Consider the following 16,512-nt stretch of genomic DNA (forward strand, 5'->3'; position numbering starts at 1 on the left):
GGCCGCTCGATTGAGCGGCCTTTTGCATTGCGGTGCAGCGGTTATACGAGCGCTTCACCGACATGCAGCAGCTTCATGGTGTTGGTGCCGCCGATGGTGTGGTAGCTGTCGCCCTTGGTCAGGATCACCCAGTCGCCGGCCTGCACCACGCCGCGCTTGAGCAGCTCGTCCACCGCTGCCTGGCTGACTTCGCTTGGCTGCAGCGCCGCCGGGTCGAAGGGCACGGTGTAGACGCCGCGGAACATGGCCGCGCGGGCCTGGGTTTCGCGGTGCGGGGAGAAGGCGAAGATCGGCACCGAGGAGCGGATGCGCGACATGATCAGCGGCGTGTAGCCACTTTCGGTGAGGGCGATGATCGCCTTGACGCCGGGGAAGTGGTTGGCGGTGTACATGGCCGCCAGGGCGATGCTTTCGTCGCAACGCTCGAACTCGGTGCCCATGCGGTGGCTGGATTTCTTGCTGGTCGGGTGTTTTTCCGCGCCCAGGCAGATGCGCGCCATGGCTTGCACCGCTTCCAGCGGGTAGGCACCGGCGGCGCTTTCCGCCGAAAGCATCACCGCGTCGGTGTAGTCGAGCACGGCGTTGGCCACATCCGAAACTTCGGCGCGGGTCGGCATCGGGTTCTGGATCATCGACTCCATCATCTGGGTCGCCGTGATCACCGCCTTGTTGTGGCGGCGGGCATGCAGAATGATCTTCTTCTGAATGCCGCACAGTTCGGCGTCGCCGATTTCCACGCCCAGATCGCCACGGGCAACCATCACCGCATCGCTGGCGCGGATCAGGCCGTCGAGGGTCTCGTCATCGGCCACGGCTTCGGCGCGTTCGATCTTGGCCACCAGCCAGGCGCTGCCGCCGGCTTCGTCGCGCAGCTTGCGCGCGTAATGCATGTCTTCGGCATCGCGGGGGAAGGACACGGCCAGGTAATCCAGCTCCATTTCGGCGGCCAGCTTGATATCGGCCTTGTCTTTCTCGGTCAGGGCCGGGGCGGTCAGGCCGCCACCGCGGCGGTTGATGCCCTTGTGATCGGACAGCGGGCCGCCAATCAGCACGGCGCAGTGCAGGGCGTCGCCGGTGGCACTTTCCACGCGCATGACCACGCGACCATCGTCGAGCAGCAACTCGTCACCGACGCCGCAGTCCTTGACCAGGTCCGGGTAGTCGATGCCGACGATGTCCTGGGTGCCGGCCGTCAGCGGGTGGCTGGTGGAAAAGGTGAAGCGGTCGCCGACCTTCAGTTCGATGCGCTTGTCGGCGAACTTGGCGATGCGGATTTTCGGGCCTTGCAGGTCGCCGAGCAGGGCGACATGGCGGCCATGCTTGGCGGCCAGCTCGCGCACCAGCTTGGCGCGGGCCTTGTGTTCGTCGGGGGTGCCGTGGGAGAAGTTCAGGCGGGCCACATCGAGACCGGCGAGAATCAGTTGCTCGAGGACTTCGGGCGAGTTGCTGGCCGGGCCGAGGGTGGCGACGATTTTGGTGCGGCGAATGGTCATGCACTGACTCCTGAGTTGCGAATGAGCACGAGGCTACTATGGCGCAACCCTGTAGTCATTGTTCCTCTGCACTACCTCGGTAACTGGTTTTGTGGGCGGCTAAGTAGTCGGTGTTGTAGGCCGTGGGGTGGGAGCCAGTGCCTACCCGCATAAGCCGCGGGCTCTTGGCAAAGCCCTGTCCCGAGGTGGCATTGCTCAGCAATGCGCAGATTGCTCGGTGCGCACGGCGCACCCTACTGGAGCGGGTTGCTGGGCATTTATGCGCCGGCCGCCTGGGGCTAGAACGTGGCGCGGTTCAGCGCCTGGTCCAGATGGCGGGCGGCCTTGATGTTCAGCTCGCTCTGCGGGTACTGCACCAGCAGCCGGCGCAGGTAGGTGATGGCCTTGTCGCGGTTGGCGTTGGGGTTGTCGGGAGCCAGGAACATCAGGGCGAGCTGGTAGAGAGCCTTTTCCTTGATATCGGCAGGGATGCCGGCGTCGCTCAAGGCCAGAAGATAGAGCTCCTCGGCTTCGTCGACGCGGTTCTTCAATACGGCGCGGCGCGACAGCAGGGTCATGTCCGGGTCGAGACTGGGCTTGTACAGATCGAGTTGCTGGTTGGGTTTCCAGTGGGCGAGCAGCTCGCGTGAAGTTTTTTGCACCGGCTCATTGGCGCGTTGGCGAATTGTCACGATGCGCGCCTCGGCCCGTTCGGCCGCGCGGCTGGCGGGGAATTCGTTAAGTATCTGGGAAAAGTAGTTGAGGGCCTTGCTGTCATCACGCTGTTCGTTAAAGCGGTTCATATAGAGCAGGCCGCTCTGGTACAGGCTGATGGCGCGGACTTCGTTGCTGAGATTCTTGTCGTGGTAGCCGGTCAGGTAGAGTTGTTCGGCCTTTTCGCTTTTGCTATCGCGGATGGCCTGAGCGCTGTAGGTCAGCAGGTCACCTTCCTCTTCGATGGCGGCGAGCATGCGATTATTCTTCAGGGTCTTGTATTCCACCACTTCATGGGTGGCCACCTGGGCGATAAACAGTGGGGTGGTGGGGGAGCAGGCACTGAGCAGGCCGAGGCAGACCAGGGGCAGCAGGCGGTGGGCGATGGGCATGACAACTCCAGGGCGAATAGCCGGGTCGCGACAGTCTAGCCAGGCGCGGGTGACCGGGCCAGTCAGGACGGCCAAGACCCATCGGAGGATATGGGCCTGAAGAATTTTCCCTGGCGGTCGATACATTGCCCATGGAGGAGAAGGCTATGCGAATTCTAGTGATCATGGTGTTGCTGGTCAGTGTGCTGGGGTGCAGTCGCCACCGCTTGGACAGCAATCTGAACAACGCCTACCAGGCCTATGAGCGTGGCGAGTGCGAGGCGGTGATGCTCTATCTGTCCAAGGCCGAGCGCAACAGCCGTTCGCGCAGCTATATGCAGCCGGAAATTTCCCTGCTGCGAGGGCAGTGCCTGGAGCGTCAGGCATTGTTTGTCGATGCGCTGCAGACCTACCGGTTTATCGTCGCCCGCTACCCCTCCAGCGAATATGCCTACCGCGCCCGCGCACGCCTGGAAACCCTGCGCCAGCTTGGGCATGATAGCCCGGTCGAACCGGCCAAGATGTCTGCTGCAACCCCTTGACCGCTGGTCGACGAGTGCCGGAGCCCGCCGGGCCGGGCATTAAGCTTGGGACTTGATCGGGAGGGATTCCATGCGTGCGTTGTTATGCCTGTTGCTCGTGCCGGGGTTGGCGGCTGCGGAAATCTATCGCTGGACCGACGCCAATGGCCAGGTGCACTTCGGCCAGCGCCCCGCTGCGGCCGGTGCCGAGGTTATCGAGGTCAAGCCACAGGTGGTCGAGCGTGACGAGCTGACCCGCGAACGTGAAGCTCGCGCCAGCCGCTTTTATGAGGCGCGGCGCGATGAGCAGGCTCAGGCTTCGGCATCGGCGGCCCAGAGCCGGGCCGAGCGGGCGAACGAGTGCAGTAAGTTGCGCCGCATGCTCGCGGACATGCCCGAAGGTCTACGCTACTACCAGGAAACGGCGGACGGCCAGCGTAGCTACTTCAGCGACGAGGAACTCGATACCACTCGTCGTCAGTTGCGCGACCGGATGTCCGAGCGTTGTTCCTGAAACTGGTTTACCCGCAGTAGTGGGGCCATACTCAATGGCCATCCATAGCGATTTGCCACTATGTCTATGCATGTTCAGCGCCGCATCGAACGCCATCAGTTGCCGTACTACCTGAAGGTGTTCAATCGCATCACCGACAAGCCGATGGGCTACATCGGCAATGTGTCCCTCGACGGCCTGCTGTTGATCAGCCAGCTGCCGCTGCTGATCGGGGCGCGTTTCGACATGCGCCTGAAAATCCCCGGCCAGAACGAGCCGCACTTTATCGACTTTTCCGCTACCTGCCAGTGGTGCCGTGAGGATGTCACTCCGGGTTATTACGACTCGGGTTTTGCTCTGGTTGCGCCCCCCGCCGATTATGTGGAAATGGTCGACGCCCTGCGTCACTACTTCAGCTTCCATCCCCTGGCGGCGTCCGCTTAAGTCAGGCGAATACACACCCTACCCATTGCGGCCTGCGCAAGTAAGGTCATTCGTCCCCAGGCGGCCCGTGCAACACATATCTGCTACACGGCCATAAAAAAACCGCCCTGAGGGGCGGTTTTTTTGAGGGGCAAGCTTAGGCGTTGGCCGGTTGCTCCAGGGGTTCCAGATGCAGCAGCGCATCCGAGCGCGCCTGGACTTCGCGGTAGCGTTCGGCATCGCTGGCCAGCACCTCGCCCATGGCCGGGAAGATCTCGGCCAGCTTGGTCTGCCACTGCTCCGAAGCGAGCTGTTCAGGGAAGCAGCGCTGGATCAGGTCGAGCATGATCGACACAGTGACCGAGGCGCCTGGCGAGGCACCGAGCAGGGCGGCGATGGTGCCATCCTTGGCCGCCACCAGTTCGGTACCGAACTGCAGGATGCCGCCGTTTTTGGCGTCCTTCTTGATGATCTGCACGCGCTGGCCGGCCACCTCCAGGCTCCAGTCCTCGGCCTTGGCCAGGGGGTAGAAACCACGCAGGGTTTCCAGGCGCTGGGCTTCGGATTGCAGCACTTCCTTGACCAGATAGCGGGTCAGGTCGAAGTTGTCGCGGGCCACCGCCAGCATCGGGCCGATATTGTTGAAGCGGATCGACAGCGGCAGATCGAGGAACGAACCGCGCTTGAGGAACTTGGTGGTAAAGCCGGCGTAAGGGCCGAACAGCAGCGAGGTCTTGCCGTCCACCATGCGGGTATCCAGGTGCGGCACCGACATGGGCGGCGAACCGACCGCAGCCTGGCTGTAGACCTTGGACTGGTGCTGCCGAACCACGTCCTGGTTATCGCAGCGCAGCCACATGCCGCTGACCGGGAAGCCGCCGAAGCCCTTACCTTCCGCAATACCGGACATCTGCAGCAGCGGCAGTGCCGCGCCACCTGCGCCGAGGAAGACGAACTTGGCCTGAATTTCCCGGCTGCTGCCGTTTTGCTGATTCTTGATGCTGACTCGCCAGCCCTGGCCGTTGCGGACAAGGCCGACGACTTTCTGGCTGCAGGTGACCTTGGCTTGCGGTTGTTGACCGACATGAGTCAGCAGGCTCTTGGTCAGGTTGCCGAAATTGACGTCGGTACCGGCCAGTACGCGGGTGGCTGCAATCGGCTCTTTGGGATCGCGGCCCGGCATCATCAGCGGCATCCACTCCTGCAGGGTGGCGCGATCTTCGGTGTATTCCATGTCCGCGAAGGCATGGTGCACGGTCAGCGCCTTGAAGCGCTTCTTGAGGAAGTCGATACCTTTCTGGCCGCGGACGAAGCTCAGGTGAGGAATGGGGTTGATAAAGGACTGAGGCGTGCCGAAGCGACCTTTCTCGACCAGGTAAGCCCAGAACTGCTTGGATTCCTCGAACTGGGTGTTGATGGTCACCGACTTCTTGATGTCGAGCGAGCCATCGGCCGCTTCCGGGGTGTAGTTCAGCTCACACAGGCCTGCATGGCCGGTACCGGCATTGTTCCAGGGGTTGGAGCTTTCCAGTGCCCCGGCGTCCATCATCTCGAGCACTTCCAGCTTGATGCCAGGGTCGAGTTCCTTCAACAGCACGGCCAAGGTCGCGCTCATGATGCCGGCTCCCACCAGCACCATATCCATCGTTTCGTAATCGTTCTGCGCCATTACCACTTCTCCGCAAACCAGCACTCAATAGACGTTAGAAGGCCTGTGCATAAAACACGGCCGATCAGAAGTCGCCGAGATGCTCTGGATAAAAGGGAGTAAGGCCCAGGAAGCTGATGCCTGCCGCAAGATCGTTCATTTTCGCCACACTCTTGTGAAGTTTTTAAAACCGTTTTTTTCACGCTCTTTTGGAGCCGTGAACCTCAAAAAGCACGTCTGCGTGGGGTCGCCTTTGCGCCCGCGCAAAGCGGCCGCAGCCATGCTGCAGGCGTTTACGTTATGGGCGAAGGCGGCAACCGGAGGGGCAGCGCGAAGTGGGCGACTCTCTGGGGCGGTGGCCGATCAGTGCGGCATCGGCGCTATGGCAAGGCCCGATCAGGAGGCGTCCTTATAATCGGGGCGAGATTATAAGGGCAAAGCGGGAAAATTGATCGCCTGGCGTGACTTTTCTTCTTCCGCCGGTCAGGCCGGCAGCGCGGCGCGGGGGCGTGCCCGGACCCTGATTGGGGGAATTATGGCGCTGCCCGGCAGGGGCTGATTGAGCCAGCTGAGGTTGACCTGGGTCACCTCGATCCAGCCCGCGCCTAGTGGGACCTGGGCTGACTGGCGCAGGGCGCGGCAGATGCCCTGGCCGTTGAGCAGGGCGAAAGCGCGCAGGGGGCGTGCCGGGGCGAACAGGGCAGACAGTGAAAACATGGCAAATGACTCGCACTGGGGACGACTAAAGTCTTATGCCACGGGCGCATGACAAGGCTGTGACGGGAACCCCTTGCAGCGTAAATGGCTCCAAACAAGCAGCGCTGTCAGGCGTTTGCGCCGCGGTTATACTGCGCGCCACTTTCGCCCCTTTTATTGGAGAGATGAGCATGCATCGTCTACTGCTTGGCCTGATGGCTGTTGTCAGCCTGACTCTGGTTGGCTGCGCCCACAGCCCGCAACAACTCAGCCCGCAACCCAAGATCAACAGCCCACTGACGGCGGTCGGCCAGGGCCAGCCGGTGGTCGTGCGCGTGGCCGACGGGCGGCCCTCGCCGGTGCTGGGGACCCGTGGCGGCCTCTACCCGGAAACCAGCGCCATCAGCGTGACCGGCCAGGACATCCTGCCCAAGCTGCAGGCCCAGGCCGAGGCGGCCGTACGCCTGCTCGGCTTTACCCCCACCGCCAATGCCTACAATGCACCGCAGCTGACCCTGACCCTGGCCGAGTTGAAGTACCAGTCGCCGAAAGAAGGCCTATACGTCACCGAGGCGGATATCACCGCGACCTTCCGCGCCGATGTGCAGAACAGCAGTCGGCGCTACAGCGGCCGCTACGGCGCTTCGCTCAATCAGCGTTTCGGTATGGCCCCGAACCAGGCGACCAATACCAAGCTGATCAGTGACGTGCTGAGCGACGCCCTGACCCGTGCCTTCAAGGACCCGACCATCGGGCAAATGCTCCAGCAATAAAGGCGGCGGTTACGCCCATAAAAAACGCCCGGACTAATCCGGGCGTTTTTTATGGAGCTTGAGTACTGCGCCAGTCTCCTTGGACGGGCTCAGGCGGCCTGGCTGAAAAGCTCTGGCAGGCTGATGCCGGTCTGCTCATCGATTTCCGGCAGGGCGTAGTGTTCGTGCCCACCGAGGGCGCAATACACCAGCCAGTTGTGGTCTTGAACATTGAAGGACAGTTCGTCGATAACGGCGTCCACTTCGTCCAGCGAGTCAATCAGGTAGTCACGATCCTGGGGTTGAGCATGCAGCATGGGCCTGTTCCTCCGTGGCGGGTGTTTTCCGGCTCCGTGCAAGGTGCGCATAGAGCGAGTGTTAGACCATAGACCAGGCTTGTGACAATGTTTAGACCGACTGGTCATATCCTCTGCTGTTCGTCGGAAAGCAGCCCTGGCGCAAAGCCCCTTCGGTAGACTCCGCGCCGTATTTTGGTGGCCCGGGCACCTATTCGGGCGTGATGAATTTCAGCTGCGGTGGATCGCCGCATAGCTGCCGGAAATTGAGGTCGATCATGTCTGTGCAGACACTCTGGTCGTTATTTCTTGGCCAGCCGGGGCAGATGCTCAATGGCCTGGCCCTGTTCTTTGGCCTGGCCGGTGCATGGCTGCTGCTGGCCACCCGCATGCGCGAGCAGCGGGCGGTGGCGCGCCTGATCGCCGGCGGCGAAATCGACGATATGGCCGGGCAGGCCTGCGTCTGCGATGGGCCGACGTTGCGCCTGAATCGCTTCTTCTACGGCTTCGGCTACATCACTCTGGGCCTGGCGCTGCTACTGTCCTGGGTCAGTACAGGTCTTTAGGTCGCCTCGGTCGAGCCTTGCCGCAAGCGGGTGCGCCGGGCGCAGCCATTTACGACAAGGCTCGGTTGATTTAGAGCGGCAGGCCGGCCTTGACTCGGTACTGGTTTCGCACCGGGTTGGCATATTGCAGGATCAGGAAGGGTTGCTGTTCGCTCGGGCAGTTGTCCAGACGCTTGCGCCATTCGGCCTGAGCCGCCGACAGTTCCGCGGCTGAAAACAGCTCCGCGGCGTCGGGCACGTTCAGCTCGGGGTCGCGCTCGGCCCACATGGCGTAGGCCAGGTAGTGCACGGGAAATAGCCGGTAGCCGCCGAGGATCTGGCGATCCATCTCGGCGGCCAGCTGCTTGGTGTCTTCCAGGCCCTGGCTGACCACGCTGCCGAAGTGCACATGCACGCGACCTTTGTAGCCGGTGATGCCCAGGGCGATGCTCTGGTCGTCTTCACCCGTGGCCTTGCTGTAACTGCCGCTGCTGGCGCGGATAAACAGTTCGCGGGCTTTGGCCTGGTCGCAGGGGTCGTATTCGTAGCTGATCGACACCGGCGTCAGGCGCAGCGAGCTGATCACGTCGGCGAAGGGTTCGCCCTTGCGGCTCATATGGAACATCTTGAGGATCGCCGAATCGGTACGGTCGTCGCCGTCCTTGGCCCGGCCCTCGGCCTGGGCAATCCAGATCGACTCGCCGTCCGTGCGGATCGAGTGGTTGATATAGGCCGAGAGCAGCTGATAGGCCGCCAGCTTCTCCCGCCGGGCGCTGATCGAACGGTGCACGATAAAGCTCTTGTTCAGGCGCATCAGGTCGCTGACGAAGGGCTTTTGCAGCAGGTTGTCGCCAATCGCGATGCGCGGGGTCGGCAGCCCGGCGTGGTAGACCGCGTAGTTGACGAACGCCGGGTCCATGACGATATCGCGGTGGTTGGCGAGGAACAGGTAGGCGCTGCCGGCCTGCAGCTGTTCGATGCCGGAGTAAGTCACGCCGTCGGTCGCGCGCTCGATGGTGCGGTCGACATAGGTTTCGATTCGGGTCTGCAGCGCGGCGATCGAGTCGACATCGCGGAACTCAAGGCGCAGGCGATAGGCTATAAGTGGTTTAAGCAGCCAGCCTAATGGAGCCGCCAGGCGCGGGAAGCGGAACTGGGTGAGGATGTCGAGAAACACATCGTCGGCCAGCAGGCGCGCCAGAACGGCAGGGACTTCGGCGTCGGCGTAAGGTCGGATGGCATCGAATTCGCCCATCATGCTCTCTTGTCGTGGTTGGCTGTGGAGGAGCCCAGGCTGCGCTTGATTGAGTCGCGCAGGGCTGCAAGCAATGCTGTTCGCCCGCTGTCGGGCCAGCTATAGACCGGCGATTATACGCCCAAGTCACACGGAGGCTGCGATGCTGGAAAGTCAGGATTATCAATGCCCTTACTGCGGTGAGCAGGTCGAGGCCGTGCTGGATCTGTCGGCCGGTGATCAGGAGTATATTGAGGACTGCCCGGTGTGCTGCCGTCCGATCGTTTTTTCGCTGCACACCGATGGCGATGACTGGACGCTGGATGTGCGTGGGGAGAATGACTGATGCAGCGAGTCTATGAGCCGCAGGACCAGATGGAGGGCGAGTTGCTACTGAGCATGCTGGCCAGCGAGGGCATCGAGGCCCATCTGACGGGACAGCATCTGGCCGGAGCGGTGGGCGAGTTGCCGGCGTGCGGCCTGCTTGGCGTGCTGGTCGAGGATGAGCAGGCGCAGAGCGCACAAGCCCTGATCGCCGCGTACAATGCCGCGCAACCGCTCCCCGGCGAAGAGCCGGAGAGCTTTCAGGGCACGCTGCTCTGCTGAGCGGCCGCTGCCGGCGCGTTTCACCGGCACACCCGGCCCTTTCCCTGACTGCCCCCGAGTTACCTCATGTGTGGACGCTTTGCCCTGTTCCGTTGGACACCCGCCTTCGCGGCCATTCCCGGTTTCCCTGCCGACCAGTCGCCGCACTGGAGCATTTCGCCCAATGCCCAGGTATTGCTGGTGCGCAACGTCGACGGCGCGCGCCAGCTGGCACGGGTGCGCTGGGGGCTGACGCCGCCCTGGCTGACCGATCTGAGCAAGACTCCGGCCCAGGCCCGGGCGGAAACCCTGGCGGATCAGCCGATGTTCCGCCAGGCCTTTCGCCTGCGGCGCGGCCTGTTGCCGGCCAACGGTTTCTACGAATGGCGTGGCACGGCACGCAAGCGTCCCTACTGGCTGACGGGGGAGGCGAGTCCGCTGTATTTCGCGGCCCTGTGGGAAGCCTATCCGGTGGACGGCTGCGTGTACCTGAGCGCGGCGGTGGTGACCCAGGCGGCGGCCAGCCAGCGCCGGCCGTTGATTCTGGATGAAGCGGACCAGGCGGCCTGGCTGGCCGCCGATACGCCGCATGGCGACCTGCTGGCGCTGTTGGCTCGGCCGCAGCCGCAGCTGCGCGAAAGGGTGTTGGCCAATCTGGTCAATGATCCCAAACTCGATGGGCCTGAGTGCCTGACCCCGGCATAGAGCAGAAGAGATAAACCATAGGCCGATGGGCCGGGGTGGAGATAATCCGTAATTGCCGTGTCCAATCAGGGGCTGCTTGCCGACGTAGAGCAAGCGCGTCGTTGTTGGTCTGGCGCGGCGACCGAGGGTTCTGTTGCCGTTTTATCGTGCGCTTGTGCTGAAACTGCAACAGCCCCTAGGATGTAGCGGTTTTTACGAGGAGCTTTACCATGGCCAAATTGTTATCCCTTAGCGCCCTGAGCGTGGCCCTGTTACTGGCGGGATGCCAGGCGGTGAATACCACCAGCGGTGGCGCGGTGGGGGTCGAACGCAAGCAGTACATGTTCAGCATGCTGTCGTCCCAGGAAGTCAATCAGATGTATGCCCAGTCCTATCAGCAGACCCTGGGTGAGGCCTCGAGCAAGGGGGTGCTGGACAAGACCAGCCCGAATGCCAAACGTCTGCAGACGATTGCCAGTCGGCTGATCAAACAGGCACCACGTTTCCGCCCCGATGCCGCGCAGTGGCAGTGGGAAGTCAATCTGATCAAGAGCCCCGAGCTGAACGCCAACTGCGGGCCGGGTGGCAAGATCATCTTCTACAGCGGGATCATCGAGAAGCTGCAACTCACCGACGATGAGATCGCCGCGATCATGGGCCACGAAATGGCCCATGCCCTGCGCGAACACAGCCGCGAGGCGATGTCCCGGGCCTATGGCGTGGCTCTGGCCAAGCAGGGCGCGGGTGCCTTGCTCGGCCTGGGTGAGGGCGGTATGGCCATGGCCGATACGGTGGCGCAGTACAGCCTGACCTTGCCCAATAGCCGCGGTAACGAGAATGAAGCCGATCTGCTGGGGCTGGAACTGGCGGCCCGTGCCGGTTACAACCCCAATGCGGCCGTCAGCCTGTGGCAGAAGATGGCGCGTGCTGGTGGTGGCGCGCCGCCTGAGTTTATGAGCACTCACCCTTCGTCAAGCAGCCGAATCGCCGCCTTGCAGGCCGCCATCCCCAAGGTGATGCCGCTCTACGAACAGGCACGTTAAACCGACCGCAGTAAGCATAAAGCCCTCTGTTGAGGGCTTTATTGTTTGTGCTGTGCGTAGGGTGAACAAGTCGTTGAAAAATGTAGGCGAGGCAGCCGAGCCTGTTTTTAACGCCCCTATCGTTTCAAGAACAGGGGCAGCGTAGGCAGTTTTTCAACGGCCTGTTAGGGCAGGGCCTTGGCGGCAAAGGGCTGCGTGGCCAGGCCGAGCTGCGAGCGGAAGCTCTCCATGTCGAACATGGTGCAGATTTCCTGGATTTCGTTGGCCGGGTTTAGGGTCCAGAAGGCCATGGCCGAGATGCTGAGAATCTTGTCGCTCGGCGGATAACCCAGGGCGGGTTTCTGGATGGTGCCGATCAGGGTGCTCCAGGTGACCACCTTATAGCCTTCGGCAATGCACTCCTCGATGACCACCTGCAGGTCGGGCATGGCGAGGCGGATGTCGAGCACCATCTGGGTGAAGGCCGGGCTGCTGAGCGGGCGGCCGATAAAGGAACTCTTGTAGAGAAAATCCTTGCTGTGCAGCTGTTCCGCCAAGGCCAGGCGGCCTTTGTTCCACGACAGATCGATATGGTGGCGTACCACCTTTTTTCGGTCATCCAGCGACATGTTCGTCTCCCTGACTGCTGGCTATGGTGAGCAACATTCGGCGCACTTTAGCAGCGTCAGGGGCTAATCCTATTGGCCGAAACGCCAGCGGTGTGGCGTCAAGCCGCTGTCATGTCAGGCCGCTGAGGACCAGCGCCTGATAGCCGGCATACACGGCCAGGGCCGCAAAGGCCATGGCTGCCAGCCGACGAATCAGGTTCAGGGGCAGGCGCTCGGCGGCGAAATTTCCGGCCAGTACCACCGGCACGTTGGCGATCAGCATGCCCAGGGTGGTGCCGAGTACCACCAGCAGGAAGTGCGGGTATTGCGCCGCCAGCATCACGGTGGCGATCTGGGTCTTGTCGCCCATTTCCGCCAGGAAGAAGGCGAACAAGGTGGTCAGAAACGGGCCGTAGCGCTTGAGGCTTGAGCTTTCGTCGTCATCCAGCTGGTCGGGGATCAGGGTCCACAGGGCCACCGCGACAAAACTGGCGGCGAGTACCCAACTCAGGGTGGCGGGGGAGAAGAGGCCGGCCACCCAGTTGCCCATCGCACCGGCGAGGAAGTGGTTGGCCAGGGTGGCGACCACGATACCGCTGATGATCGGCCAGGGCTTGCGAAAGCGCGCCGCCAGTAACAGGGCAAGCAACTGCGTCTTGTCGCCGATTTCGGCCAGGGCCACGATCAGGGTGGGAACAAACAGGGATTCGAACATCAGGCTTTCCTAAAGGGGCGGGTCGACATGGCTATGACACGTACAGCCTTCCCGCCCCGGGTAAGGTGTGCGTGTCATAGGTCTGGTCAAACCGCAGGCCCCACTGGGTGGGCCTTGGGTCGCACGCGCCATGCTCTGTGGAGCAAGTATGTTGACGGGTGCCGGGCGAGCTGGCGCTCGCGGGAGACTACTCCCCTAGAACGGGCGCATTCTGCCCGCTAGGTGGGTATTGGGCAAGTCAGTTTTTCACCGCGCGGTAGACGCGAAAGCCCTTGGCTTCGGCCAGGGTCTGGCAGGGGCCGAGGTGTTGCTCGATCAGTGGCGGGTATTTGAGGAAGCTGTTGGCCACCAGACGCAGTTCGCCCTTGGCCTGCAGATGCCGGCTGGCCTGGCGAAGCAGGTGTTCGCTGGCTTGGTAGTGGGTATGCACGCCCTGATGGAAGGGCGGGTTGCTGAGGATGGCGCTCAGGCCCATGGGGGCGGCATCGATGCCGTCGCTGCTGATCACCTCGGCTTGCAGGTCGTTGGCAGCCAGGGTCAGGCGGCTGCTCTCGACGGCAAAGGCGTCCACGTCCAGCAGGCTGATCTGGCTGTCCGGGTAGCGCCGTTTCAGGGTCGCGCCGAGGACCCCGGCCCCGCAGCCGAAGTCCAGCAGGTGCCCACTCGGCAGGCCCTCCAGATGCTCCAGCAGCAGGGCGCTGCCCAGGTCCAGGCGGCCGTGGCTGAACACCCCGGGCAGGCTGATCACCGTCAGCGGCCCGTCGCTGAGCGGCAGTTGATAGCGTTGCGCCAGGCTGTGCAGATCCGGCACCGCCGGTGCCTGGGTCACCCGGACCTGCCAGAGTTGGCAATGGCGGGCGCTGTCGAGCTTGCGTGGCTGGCCGAAGGCGGCCAGGTGTTTGGCGGCGCGCTCGATGCCGGCGCGTTTCTCCCCGACCAGAAACAGCTCGCGACCGTCCAGGTGCGCGGCCAGGGCGTTGAGCAGGTATTCGCTCAGTTCGCGGGATTTGGGCAGAAATACCACCGCGGCCGCGAAGTCGCTCTCAGGCGGGCGGGTGTCGAAGTGGCAGCGTCCGGCGAAACGCGTCTCGAGCAGGCTCTGTTCGCCGGCGTGCCAGCTCCAGCCATGGGCTTCGGGCAGCTGGCCGAGCAGGTCGTCGGCCGGCAGGCCGGCAAGCAATAGCGGGCCCTTGAACAGTTCAGCCTGGCGCAGCAGTACTTCGCTTCGCGGGTCCATGGGTGCTCCTCGAAAAAAGTCGCGTAGCTTAGGGTCTGTTGCCGTTTCAGCGCAAACCGCGTTGAAACGGCCCGCTAGTCGACAACGCGTATGGCTGCGCCGTTGAAAAATGCCAAAGCGTTTTCGCTTATCTGCGCGACGATGCGCTGCCGCGCCTCGCGGCTGCCCCAGGCGCTGTGCGGGGTGATGATCAGGCGCGGGATATCGGCGGCGAGCAACGGGTTGTCGTCCCGCGGCGGCTCGTGGGTCAGTACGTCGGTGGCTGCGCCGCCCAGATGGCCGGCGCGCAGGGCGTCGGCCAGGGCCTGTTCGTTGACCAGGCCGCCGCGGGCGGTATTGATCACGAAGGCGGTGGGTTTCATCAGGCCGAGTTCGCGGGCGCCGATCAGGTTCAGGGTGTCGCGGTTCAGCGGGCAATGCAGGGTCAGGGCATCGACCTGCGGCAGTAGTTTATCCAGCGGCAGGCGGTCAGCCCGTGGCGGCCGGCCCGGCAACTGGCCGAGCAGCACGCGCATGCCGAAGGCTTCGGCCAGCCTGGCCACCGCGCTACCCAGCTCGCCGTGGCCAAGCAGGCCGAGGGTCTTGCCATGCAGTTCGATGATCGGGTGGTCGAGCAGGCAGAACTGTCGCGCCTGCTGCCAGCGGCCGGCGCGGACATCCTGCTGGTAGTCGGGCAGGCGGGTGGCCAGGGCGAGCAGCAGCATCAAGGTGTGCTGAGCCACCGAAGGGGTGCCGTAGCCCTGGCAGTTACACACCACCACGCCATGGGCGCGGGCAGCGGCCAGGTCGAAGGGGTTGGTACCGGTGGCGGCGACCAGTACCAGCTTGAGGTCGGGGCAGGCGGCAAACACCTCGGCGTCGAGGGGCACCTTGTTGCTGATGGCCACCTGAGCACCCTGCAGGCGTTCGATGGCCTCGGCCTTGCTGCTCTGCGGGTACAGCTGCAGTTCGGCAAAGCACTGCTTGAGGTTCGAAAGGTCGAGGTCGCCCAGGTCGAGGGAGCTGTGGTCGAGAAATACCGCACGGGGACTGTTGCTCATCAGCTGTATCTATCCTGCAAGTATGGGCTGGGAGTATGGTGGCGAGCCTAGCAGAATCATTTCGACGCGCGGAGCCGCTTATGTACTGGAGCGAATTTTTAGCTGTGGCCCTGATCCACTTGCTGGCGGTGGCCAGTCCAGGGCCAGATTTCGCGATTGTGGTGCGCGAAAGTGTCGCCCATGGACGGCGTGCCGGCATCTTCAGTGCAATAGGCGTGGGCTGCGGGATCTTTATCCATGTGGCCTATTCGCTGTTGGGTATCGGCCTGATCGTGTCGCAGTCGATCGTGCTGTTCAATGCCCTGAAGTGGCTGGCCGCCGCCTACCTGCTGTATATCGGCATCAAGGCGCTGCGCGCCAAGCCGGCCCGTCCGGACGAGGCCGAGCTGAGCCTGGGCGAGGGTGTGCGTTCGCCTCGAGCTGCCTTTGTTGCTGGCTTTGTGACCAATGGTCTGAACCCCAAGGCCACGCTGTTCTTCCTCTCGCTGTTTACCGTGGTGATCAACCCGCATACGCCATTGTCGGTGCAGGCGGGCTACGGGGTTTACCTGGCCGTGGCGACCGCGTTGTGGTTCTGCATGGTCGCACAGCTGTTCAGCCACCAGCGGGTACGCGCCGGCTTCGCGCGCATGGGCCACTGGTTCGATCGGCTGATGGGCACCGTGCTGGTGGGGCTGGGCGTTAAGTTGGCGTTTACTGAATTGCGCTAAGAACTTGTCCAACGCCTGCTGCGCGTCGGCCCTGCTGCGTTAAAAACAGGCTCGGAATGCTCATGTACAGCTCGTACACTCCGCTTCCTCGCCTGTTTTTGCCTTGCATGGCTCTAGCTCGCAAGGCGTTAAACAGGTTCTGGGTCGAGCGCTGAAACAACAACGCCCCGCATCTGCGGGGCGTTTTTTCTGGTGCGGTGCGGGCTTAGTCGTCTTTGCCTTTGCTGCGCATAGCCCGCTGCACTTCGCGGTCGGCGTCGCGTTCCTTCTCGGTGTGGCGCTTGTCGAAGTCCTTCTTGCCTTTGGCCAGGGCGATCTCGCACTTGATCAAGTGCGCTTTCCAGTAGATCGACAACGCTACGCAGGCATAGCCCTTCTGCTGTACGGCACTGAACAGCTTGTCCAGTTCGCGTTTGTTCAGCAGCAGCTTGCGGGTGCGCGTCGGGTCGGCGATCACATGGGTGCTGGCCGCCGTCAGTGGGGTGATGTGGCAGCCCATCAGCCAGGCTTCGTCGTTCTTCAGCAGCACGTAGCTGTCGACCAACTGGGCCTTGCCGGCGCGCAGACTCTTCACTTCCCAGCCGGCCAGGACCAGGCCCGCCTCGAACCTGGATTCGACGAAATAGTCGTGCATCGCCTTCTTGTTCTGGGCGATGGTGCCTTGCGGATGTTTCTTTTGTTTAGCCATAGGGCGCGCATTATAGGGAGTCACTGGCGCGGGCGCCATGTGCTGAACAGGGCAAAAC

22 protein-coding genes are annotated in these 16,512 nt (G+C 62.9%); 11 read left to right on the forward strand and 11 right to left on the reverse strand.

All coding sequences use genetic code 11. The annotated features are described in order from the left end of the window. Nucleotides 1–41: 41 nt before the first annotated feature. Nucleotides 42–1,493 (reverse strand): pyruvate kinase, encoded by a 1,452-nt coding sequence (gene pyk / locus AACY13_RS11410; protein WP_339461566.1) that lies wholly within the window; start codon nt 1,491–1,493, stop codon nt 42–44. 278 nt (nt 1,494–1,771) lie between these two features. Continuing rightward, nucleotides 1,772–2,578, reverse strand: a complete 807-nt coding sequence (locus AACY13_RS11415) for a tetratricopeptide repeat protein (RefSeq protein WP_339461568.1) — start codon at nt 2,576–2,578, stop codon at nt 1,772–1,774. Nucleotides 2,579–2,724: 146 nt separating this feature from the next. Between AACY13_RS11415 and AACY13_RS11420 the strand changes: the two genes are divergently transcribed. The 3 genes from AACY13_RS11420 to AACY13_RS11430 all read left to right on the forward strand — a co-directional run bounded on the left by AACY13_RS11420 (nt 2,725) and on the right by AACY13_RS11430 (nt 4,015). Beyond that, a complete protein-coding gene (locus AACY13_RS11420) occupies nt 2,725–3,099 on the forward strand; it encodes a tetratricopeptide repeat protein (protein ID WP_339461570.1) in 375 nt (124 codons plus the stop codon). 70 nt (nt 3,100–3,169) lie between these two features. Further along, complete coding sequence (locus tag AACY13_RS11425) at nt 3,170–3,592, forward strand: DUF4124 domain-containing protein (RefSeq protein WP_339461572.1); 423 nt, start codon at nt 3,170–3,172, stop codon at nt 3,590–3,592. A 66-nt stretch (nt 3,593–3,658) separates the two neighbouring features. Further along, the gene (locus AACY13_RS11430) at nt 3,659–4,015 is read left to right on the forward strand and encodes a PilZ domain-containing protein (RefSeq protein WP_339461819.1); all 357 of its coding nucleotides are present in this window, start codon (nt 3,659–3,661) and stop codon (nt 4,013–4,015) included. Nucleotides 4,016–4,151: 136 nt separating this feature from the next. Here AACY13_RS11430 and mqo read toward each other — a convergent pair whose 3' ends face one another. Then, entirely contained in the window at nt 4,152–5,663 is a 1,512-nt protein-coding gene (gene mqo / locus AACY13_RS11435; protein WP_339461575.1) for a malate dehydrogenase (quinone), read from the reverse strand. 79 nt (nt 5,664–5,742) lie between these two features. Between mqo and AACY13_RS11440 the strand changes: the two genes are divergently transcribed. Next, complete coding sequence (locus AACY13_RS11440) at nt 5,743–6,057, forward strand: hypothetical protein (RefSeq protein ID WP_339461577.1); 315 nt, start codon at nt 5,743–5,745, stop codon at nt 6,055–6,057. A gap of 68 nt (nt 6,058–6,125) precedes the next feature. Here AACY13_RS11440 and AACY13_RS11445 read toward each other — a convergent pair whose 3' ends face one another. After that, a complete protein-coding gene (locus AACY13_RS11445) occupies nt 6,126–6,359 on the reverse strand; it encodes a hypothetical protein (RefSeq protein WP_339461578.1) in 234 nt (77 codons plus the stop codon). A 170-nt stretch (nt 6,360–6,529) separates the two neighbouring features. Here AACY13_RS11445 and AACY13_RS11450 point away from each other — a divergent pair, with 170 nt between their 5' ends. After that, on the forward strand, nt 6,530–7,111 hold the full coding sequence (locus tag AACY13_RS11450; protein ID WP_339461580.1) for a YajG family lipoprotein: 582 nt from the start codon (nt 6,530–6,532) through the stop codon (nt 7,109–7,111). Nucleotides 7,112–7,200: 89 nt separating this feature from the next. Here AACY13_RS11450 and AACY13_RS11455 read toward each other — a convergent pair whose 3' ends face one another. Next, a complete protein-coding gene (locus AACY13_RS11455) occupies nt 7,201–7,407 on the reverse strand; it encodes a hypothetical protein (protein ID WP_325503181.1) in 207 nt (68 codons plus the stop codon). A 257-nt stretch (nt 7,408–7,664) separates the two neighbouring features. Here AACY13_RS11455 and AACY13_RS11460 point away from each other — a divergent pair, with 257 nt between their 5' ends. Then, nucleotides 7,665–7,952 (forward strand): hypothetical protein, encoded by a 288-nt coding sequence (locus AACY13_RS11460; RefSeq protein WP_339461585.1) that lies wholly within the window; start codon nt 7,665–7,667, stop codon nt 7,950–7,952. A 70-nt stretch (nt 7,953–8,022) separates the two neighbouring features. On the opposite strand, the gene AACY13_RS11465 is transcribed toward AACY13_RS11460, so the two are convergent. Further along, nucleotides 8,023–9,186 carry a 1-acyl-sn-glycerol-3-phosphate acyltransferase gene (locus tag AACY13_RS11465; protein ID WP_339461587.1) on the reverse strand — a complete coding sequence of 388 codons (1,164 nt, stop codon included), beginning with the start codon at nt 9,184–9,186 and terminating at the stop codon, nt 8,023–8,025. Between the two features lie 142 nt (nt 9,187–9,328). On the opposite strand from AACY13_RS11465, the gene AACY13_RS11470 reads away from it, so the two are divergent. The 4 genes from AACY13_RS11470 (at nt 9,329) to AACY13_RS11485 (ending at nt 11,477) form a co-directional block, all read left to right on the forward strand. Continuing rightward, nucleotides 9,329–9,511, forward strand: coding sequence for a CPXCG motif-containing cysteine-rich protein (locus tag AACY13_RS11470; RefSeq protein WP_339461589.1), 183 nt, complete (start codon nt 9,329–9,331; stop codon nt 9,509–9,511). Next, nucleotides 9,511–9,771, forward strand: coding sequence for a putative signal transducing protein (locus AACY13_RS11475; protein ID WP_339461591.1), 261 nt, complete (start codon nt 9,511–9,513; stop codon nt 9,769–9,771). Before AACY13_RS11470 ends, AACY13_RS11475 begins: the two co-directional genes overlap by 1 nt. Nucleotides 9,772–9,837: 66 nt before the next feature. Next, nucleotides 9,838–10,455: an SOS response-associated peptidase gene (locus AACY13_RS11480; protein ID WP_339461592.1), complete on the forward strand. Its 618-nt coding sequence runs from the start codon at nt 9,838–9,840 to the stop codon at nt 10,453–10,455. A gap of 209 nt (nt 10,456–10,664) precedes the next feature. Beyond that, nucleotides 10,665–11,477, forward strand: coding sequence for a M48 family metallopeptidase (locus tag AACY13_RS11485; RefSeq protein WP_339461593.1), 813 nt, complete (start codon nt 10,665–10,667; stop codon nt 11,475–11,477). Between the two features lie 164 nt (nt 11,478–11,641). Here the strand turns inward: AACY13_RS11485 and AACY13_RS11490 are convergent, their stop codons facing one another. The 4 genes from AACY13_RS11490 to AACY13_RS11505 all read right to left on the reverse strand — a co-directional run bounded on the left by AACY13_RS11490 (nt 11,642) and on the right by AACY13_RS11505 (nt 15,056). Continuing rightward, nucleotides 11,642–12,085 carry an ester cyclase gene (locus AACY13_RS11490; RefSeq protein ID WP_339461595.1) on the reverse strand — a complete coding sequence of 148 codons (444 nt, stop codon included), beginning with the start codon at nt 12,083–12,085 and terminating at the stop codon, nt 11,642–11,644. 109 nt (nt 12,086–12,194) lie between these two features. Then, complete coding sequence (locus AACY13_RS11495) at nt 12,195–12,779, reverse strand: TMEM165/GDT1 family protein (RefSeq protein ID WP_339461596.1); 585 nt, start codon at nt 12,777–12,779, stop codon at nt 12,195–12,197. A gap of 238 nt (nt 12,780–13,017) precedes the next feature. After that, nucleotides 13,018–14,016: a class I SAM-dependent methyltransferase gene (locus tag AACY13_RS11500; protein ID WP_339461597.1), complete on the reverse strand. Its 999-nt coding sequence runs from the start codon at nt 14,014–14,016 to the stop codon at nt 13,018–13,020. A 74-nt stretch (nt 14,017–14,090) separates the two neighbouring features. Next, a complete protein-coding gene (locus AACY13_RS11505; protein WP_339461599.1) occupies nt 14,091–15,056 on the reverse strand; it encodes a 2-hydroxyacid dehydrogenase in 966 nt (321 codons plus the stop codon). Nucleotides 15,057–15,136: 80 nt separating this feature from the next. Here AACY13_RS11505 and AACY13_RS11510 point away from each other — a divergent pair, with 80 nt between their 5' ends. After that, nucleotides 15,137–15,766, forward strand: a complete 630-nt coding sequence (locus AACY13_RS11510) for a LysE family translocator (protein ID WP_339461601.1) — start codon at nt 15,137–15,139, stop codon at nt 15,764–15,766. 205 nt (nt 15,767–15,971) lie between these two features. Here the strand turns inward: AACY13_RS11510 and smpB are convergent, their stop codons facing one another. Beyond that, on the reverse strand, nt 15,972–16,454 hold the full coding sequence (smpB, locus tag AACY13_RS11515) for an SsrA-binding protein SmpB (protein ID WP_339461602.1): 483 nt from the start codon (nt 16,452–16,454) through the stop codon (nt 15,972–15,974). Nucleotides 16,455–16,512 lie beyond the last annotated feature (58 nt).

Origin of the sequence: Pseudomonas sp. EA_105y_Pfl2_R69, from assembly GCF_963970915.1 — a bacterium.
GTDB lineage: Bacteria > Pseudomonadota > Gammaproteobacteria > Pseudomonadales > Pseudomonadaceae > Aquipseudomonas.

Bases quoted from the DNA above. Each gene is read 5' to 3' on its own strand.
- pyk (WP_339461566.1), bottom strand. From the start codon at position 1,493: ATGACCATTCGCCGCACCAAAATCGTCGCCACCCTCGGCCCGGCCAGC.
- AACY13_RS11415 (WP_339461568.1), bottom strand. From the start codon at position 2,578: ATGCCCATCGCCCACCGCCTGCTGCCCCTGGTCTGCCTCGGCCTGCTC.
- AACY13_RS11420 (WP_339461570.1), top strand. From the start codon at position 2,725: ATGCGAATTCTAGTGATCATGGTGTTGCTGGTCAGTGTGCTGGGGTGC.
- AACY13_RS11425 (WP_339461572.1), top strand. From the start codon at position 3,170: ATGCGTGCGTTGTTATGCCTGTTGCTCGTGCCGGGGTTGGCGGCTGCG.
- AACY13_RS11430 (WP_339461819.1), top strand. From the start codon at position 3,659: ATGCATGTTCAGCGCCGCATCGAACGCCATCAGTTGCCGTACTACCTG.
- mqo (WP_339461575.1), bottom strand. From the start codon at position 5,663: ATGGCGCAGAACGATTACGAAACGATGGATATGGTGCTGGTGGGAGCC.
- AACY13_RS11440 (WP_339461577.1), top strand. From the start codon at position 5,743: ATGCTCTGGATAAAAGGGAGTAAGGCCCAGGAAGCTGATGCCTGCCGC.
- AACY13_RS11445 (WP_339461578.1), bottom strand. From the start codon at position 6,359: ATGTTTTCACTGTCTGCCCTGTTCGCCCCGGCACGCCCCCTGCGCGCT.
- AACY13_RS11450 (WP_339461580.1), top strand. From the start codon at position 6,530: ATGCATCGTCTACTGCTTGGCCTGATGGCTGTTGTCAGCCTGACTCTG.
- AACY13_RS11455 (WP_325503181.1), bottom strand. From the start codon at position 7,407: ATGCTGCATGCTCAACCCCAGGATCGTGACTACCTGATTGACTCGCTG.
- AACY13_RS11460 (WP_339461585.1), top strand. From the start codon at position 7,665: ATGTCTGTGCAGACACTCTGGTCGTTATTTCTTGGCCAGCCGGGGCAG.
- AACY13_RS11465 (WP_339461587.1), bottom strand. From the start codon at position 9,186: ATGGGCGAATTCGATGCCATCCGACCTTACGCCGACGCCGAAGTCCCT.
- AACY13_RS11470 (WP_339461589.1), top strand. From the start codon at position 9,329: ATGCTGGAAAGTCAGGATTATCAATGCCCTTACTGCGGTGAGCAGGTC.
- AACY13_RS11475 (WP_339461591.1), top strand. From the start codon at position 9,511: ATGCAGCGAGTCTATGAGCCGCAGGACCAGATGGAGGGCGAGTTGCTA.
- AACY13_RS11480 (WP_339461592.1), top strand. From the start codon at position 9,838: ATGTGTGGACGCTTTGCCCTGTTCCGTTGGACACCCGCCTTCGCGGCC.
- AACY13_RS11485 (WP_339461593.1), top strand. From the start codon at position 10,665: ATGGCCAAATTGTTATCCCTTAGCGCCCTGAGCGTGGCCCTGTTACTG.
- AACY13_RS11490 (WP_339461595.1), bottom strand. From the start codon at position 12,085: ATGTCGCTGGATGACCGAAAAAAGGTGGTACGCCACCATATCGATCTG.
- AACY13_RS11495 (WP_339461596.1), bottom strand. From the start codon at position 12,779: ATGTTCGAATCCCTGTTTGTTCCCACCCTGATCGTGGCCCTGGCCGAA.
- AACY13_RS11500 (WP_339461597.1), bottom strand. From the start codon at position 14,016: ATGGACCCGCGAAGCGAAGTACTGCTGCGCCAGGCTGAACTGTTCAAG.
- AACY13_RS11505 (WP_339461599.1), bottom strand. From the start codon at position 15,056: ATGAGCAACAGTCCCCGTGCGGTATTTCTCGACCACAGCTCCCTCGAC.
- AACY13_RS11510 (WP_339461601.1), top strand. From the start codon at position 15,137: ATGTACTGGAGCGAATTTTTAGCTGTGGCCCTGATCCACTTGCTGGCG.
- smpB (WP_339461602.1), bottom strand. From the start codon at position 16,454: ATGGCTAAACAAAAGAAACATCCGCAAGGCACCATCGCCCAGAACAAG.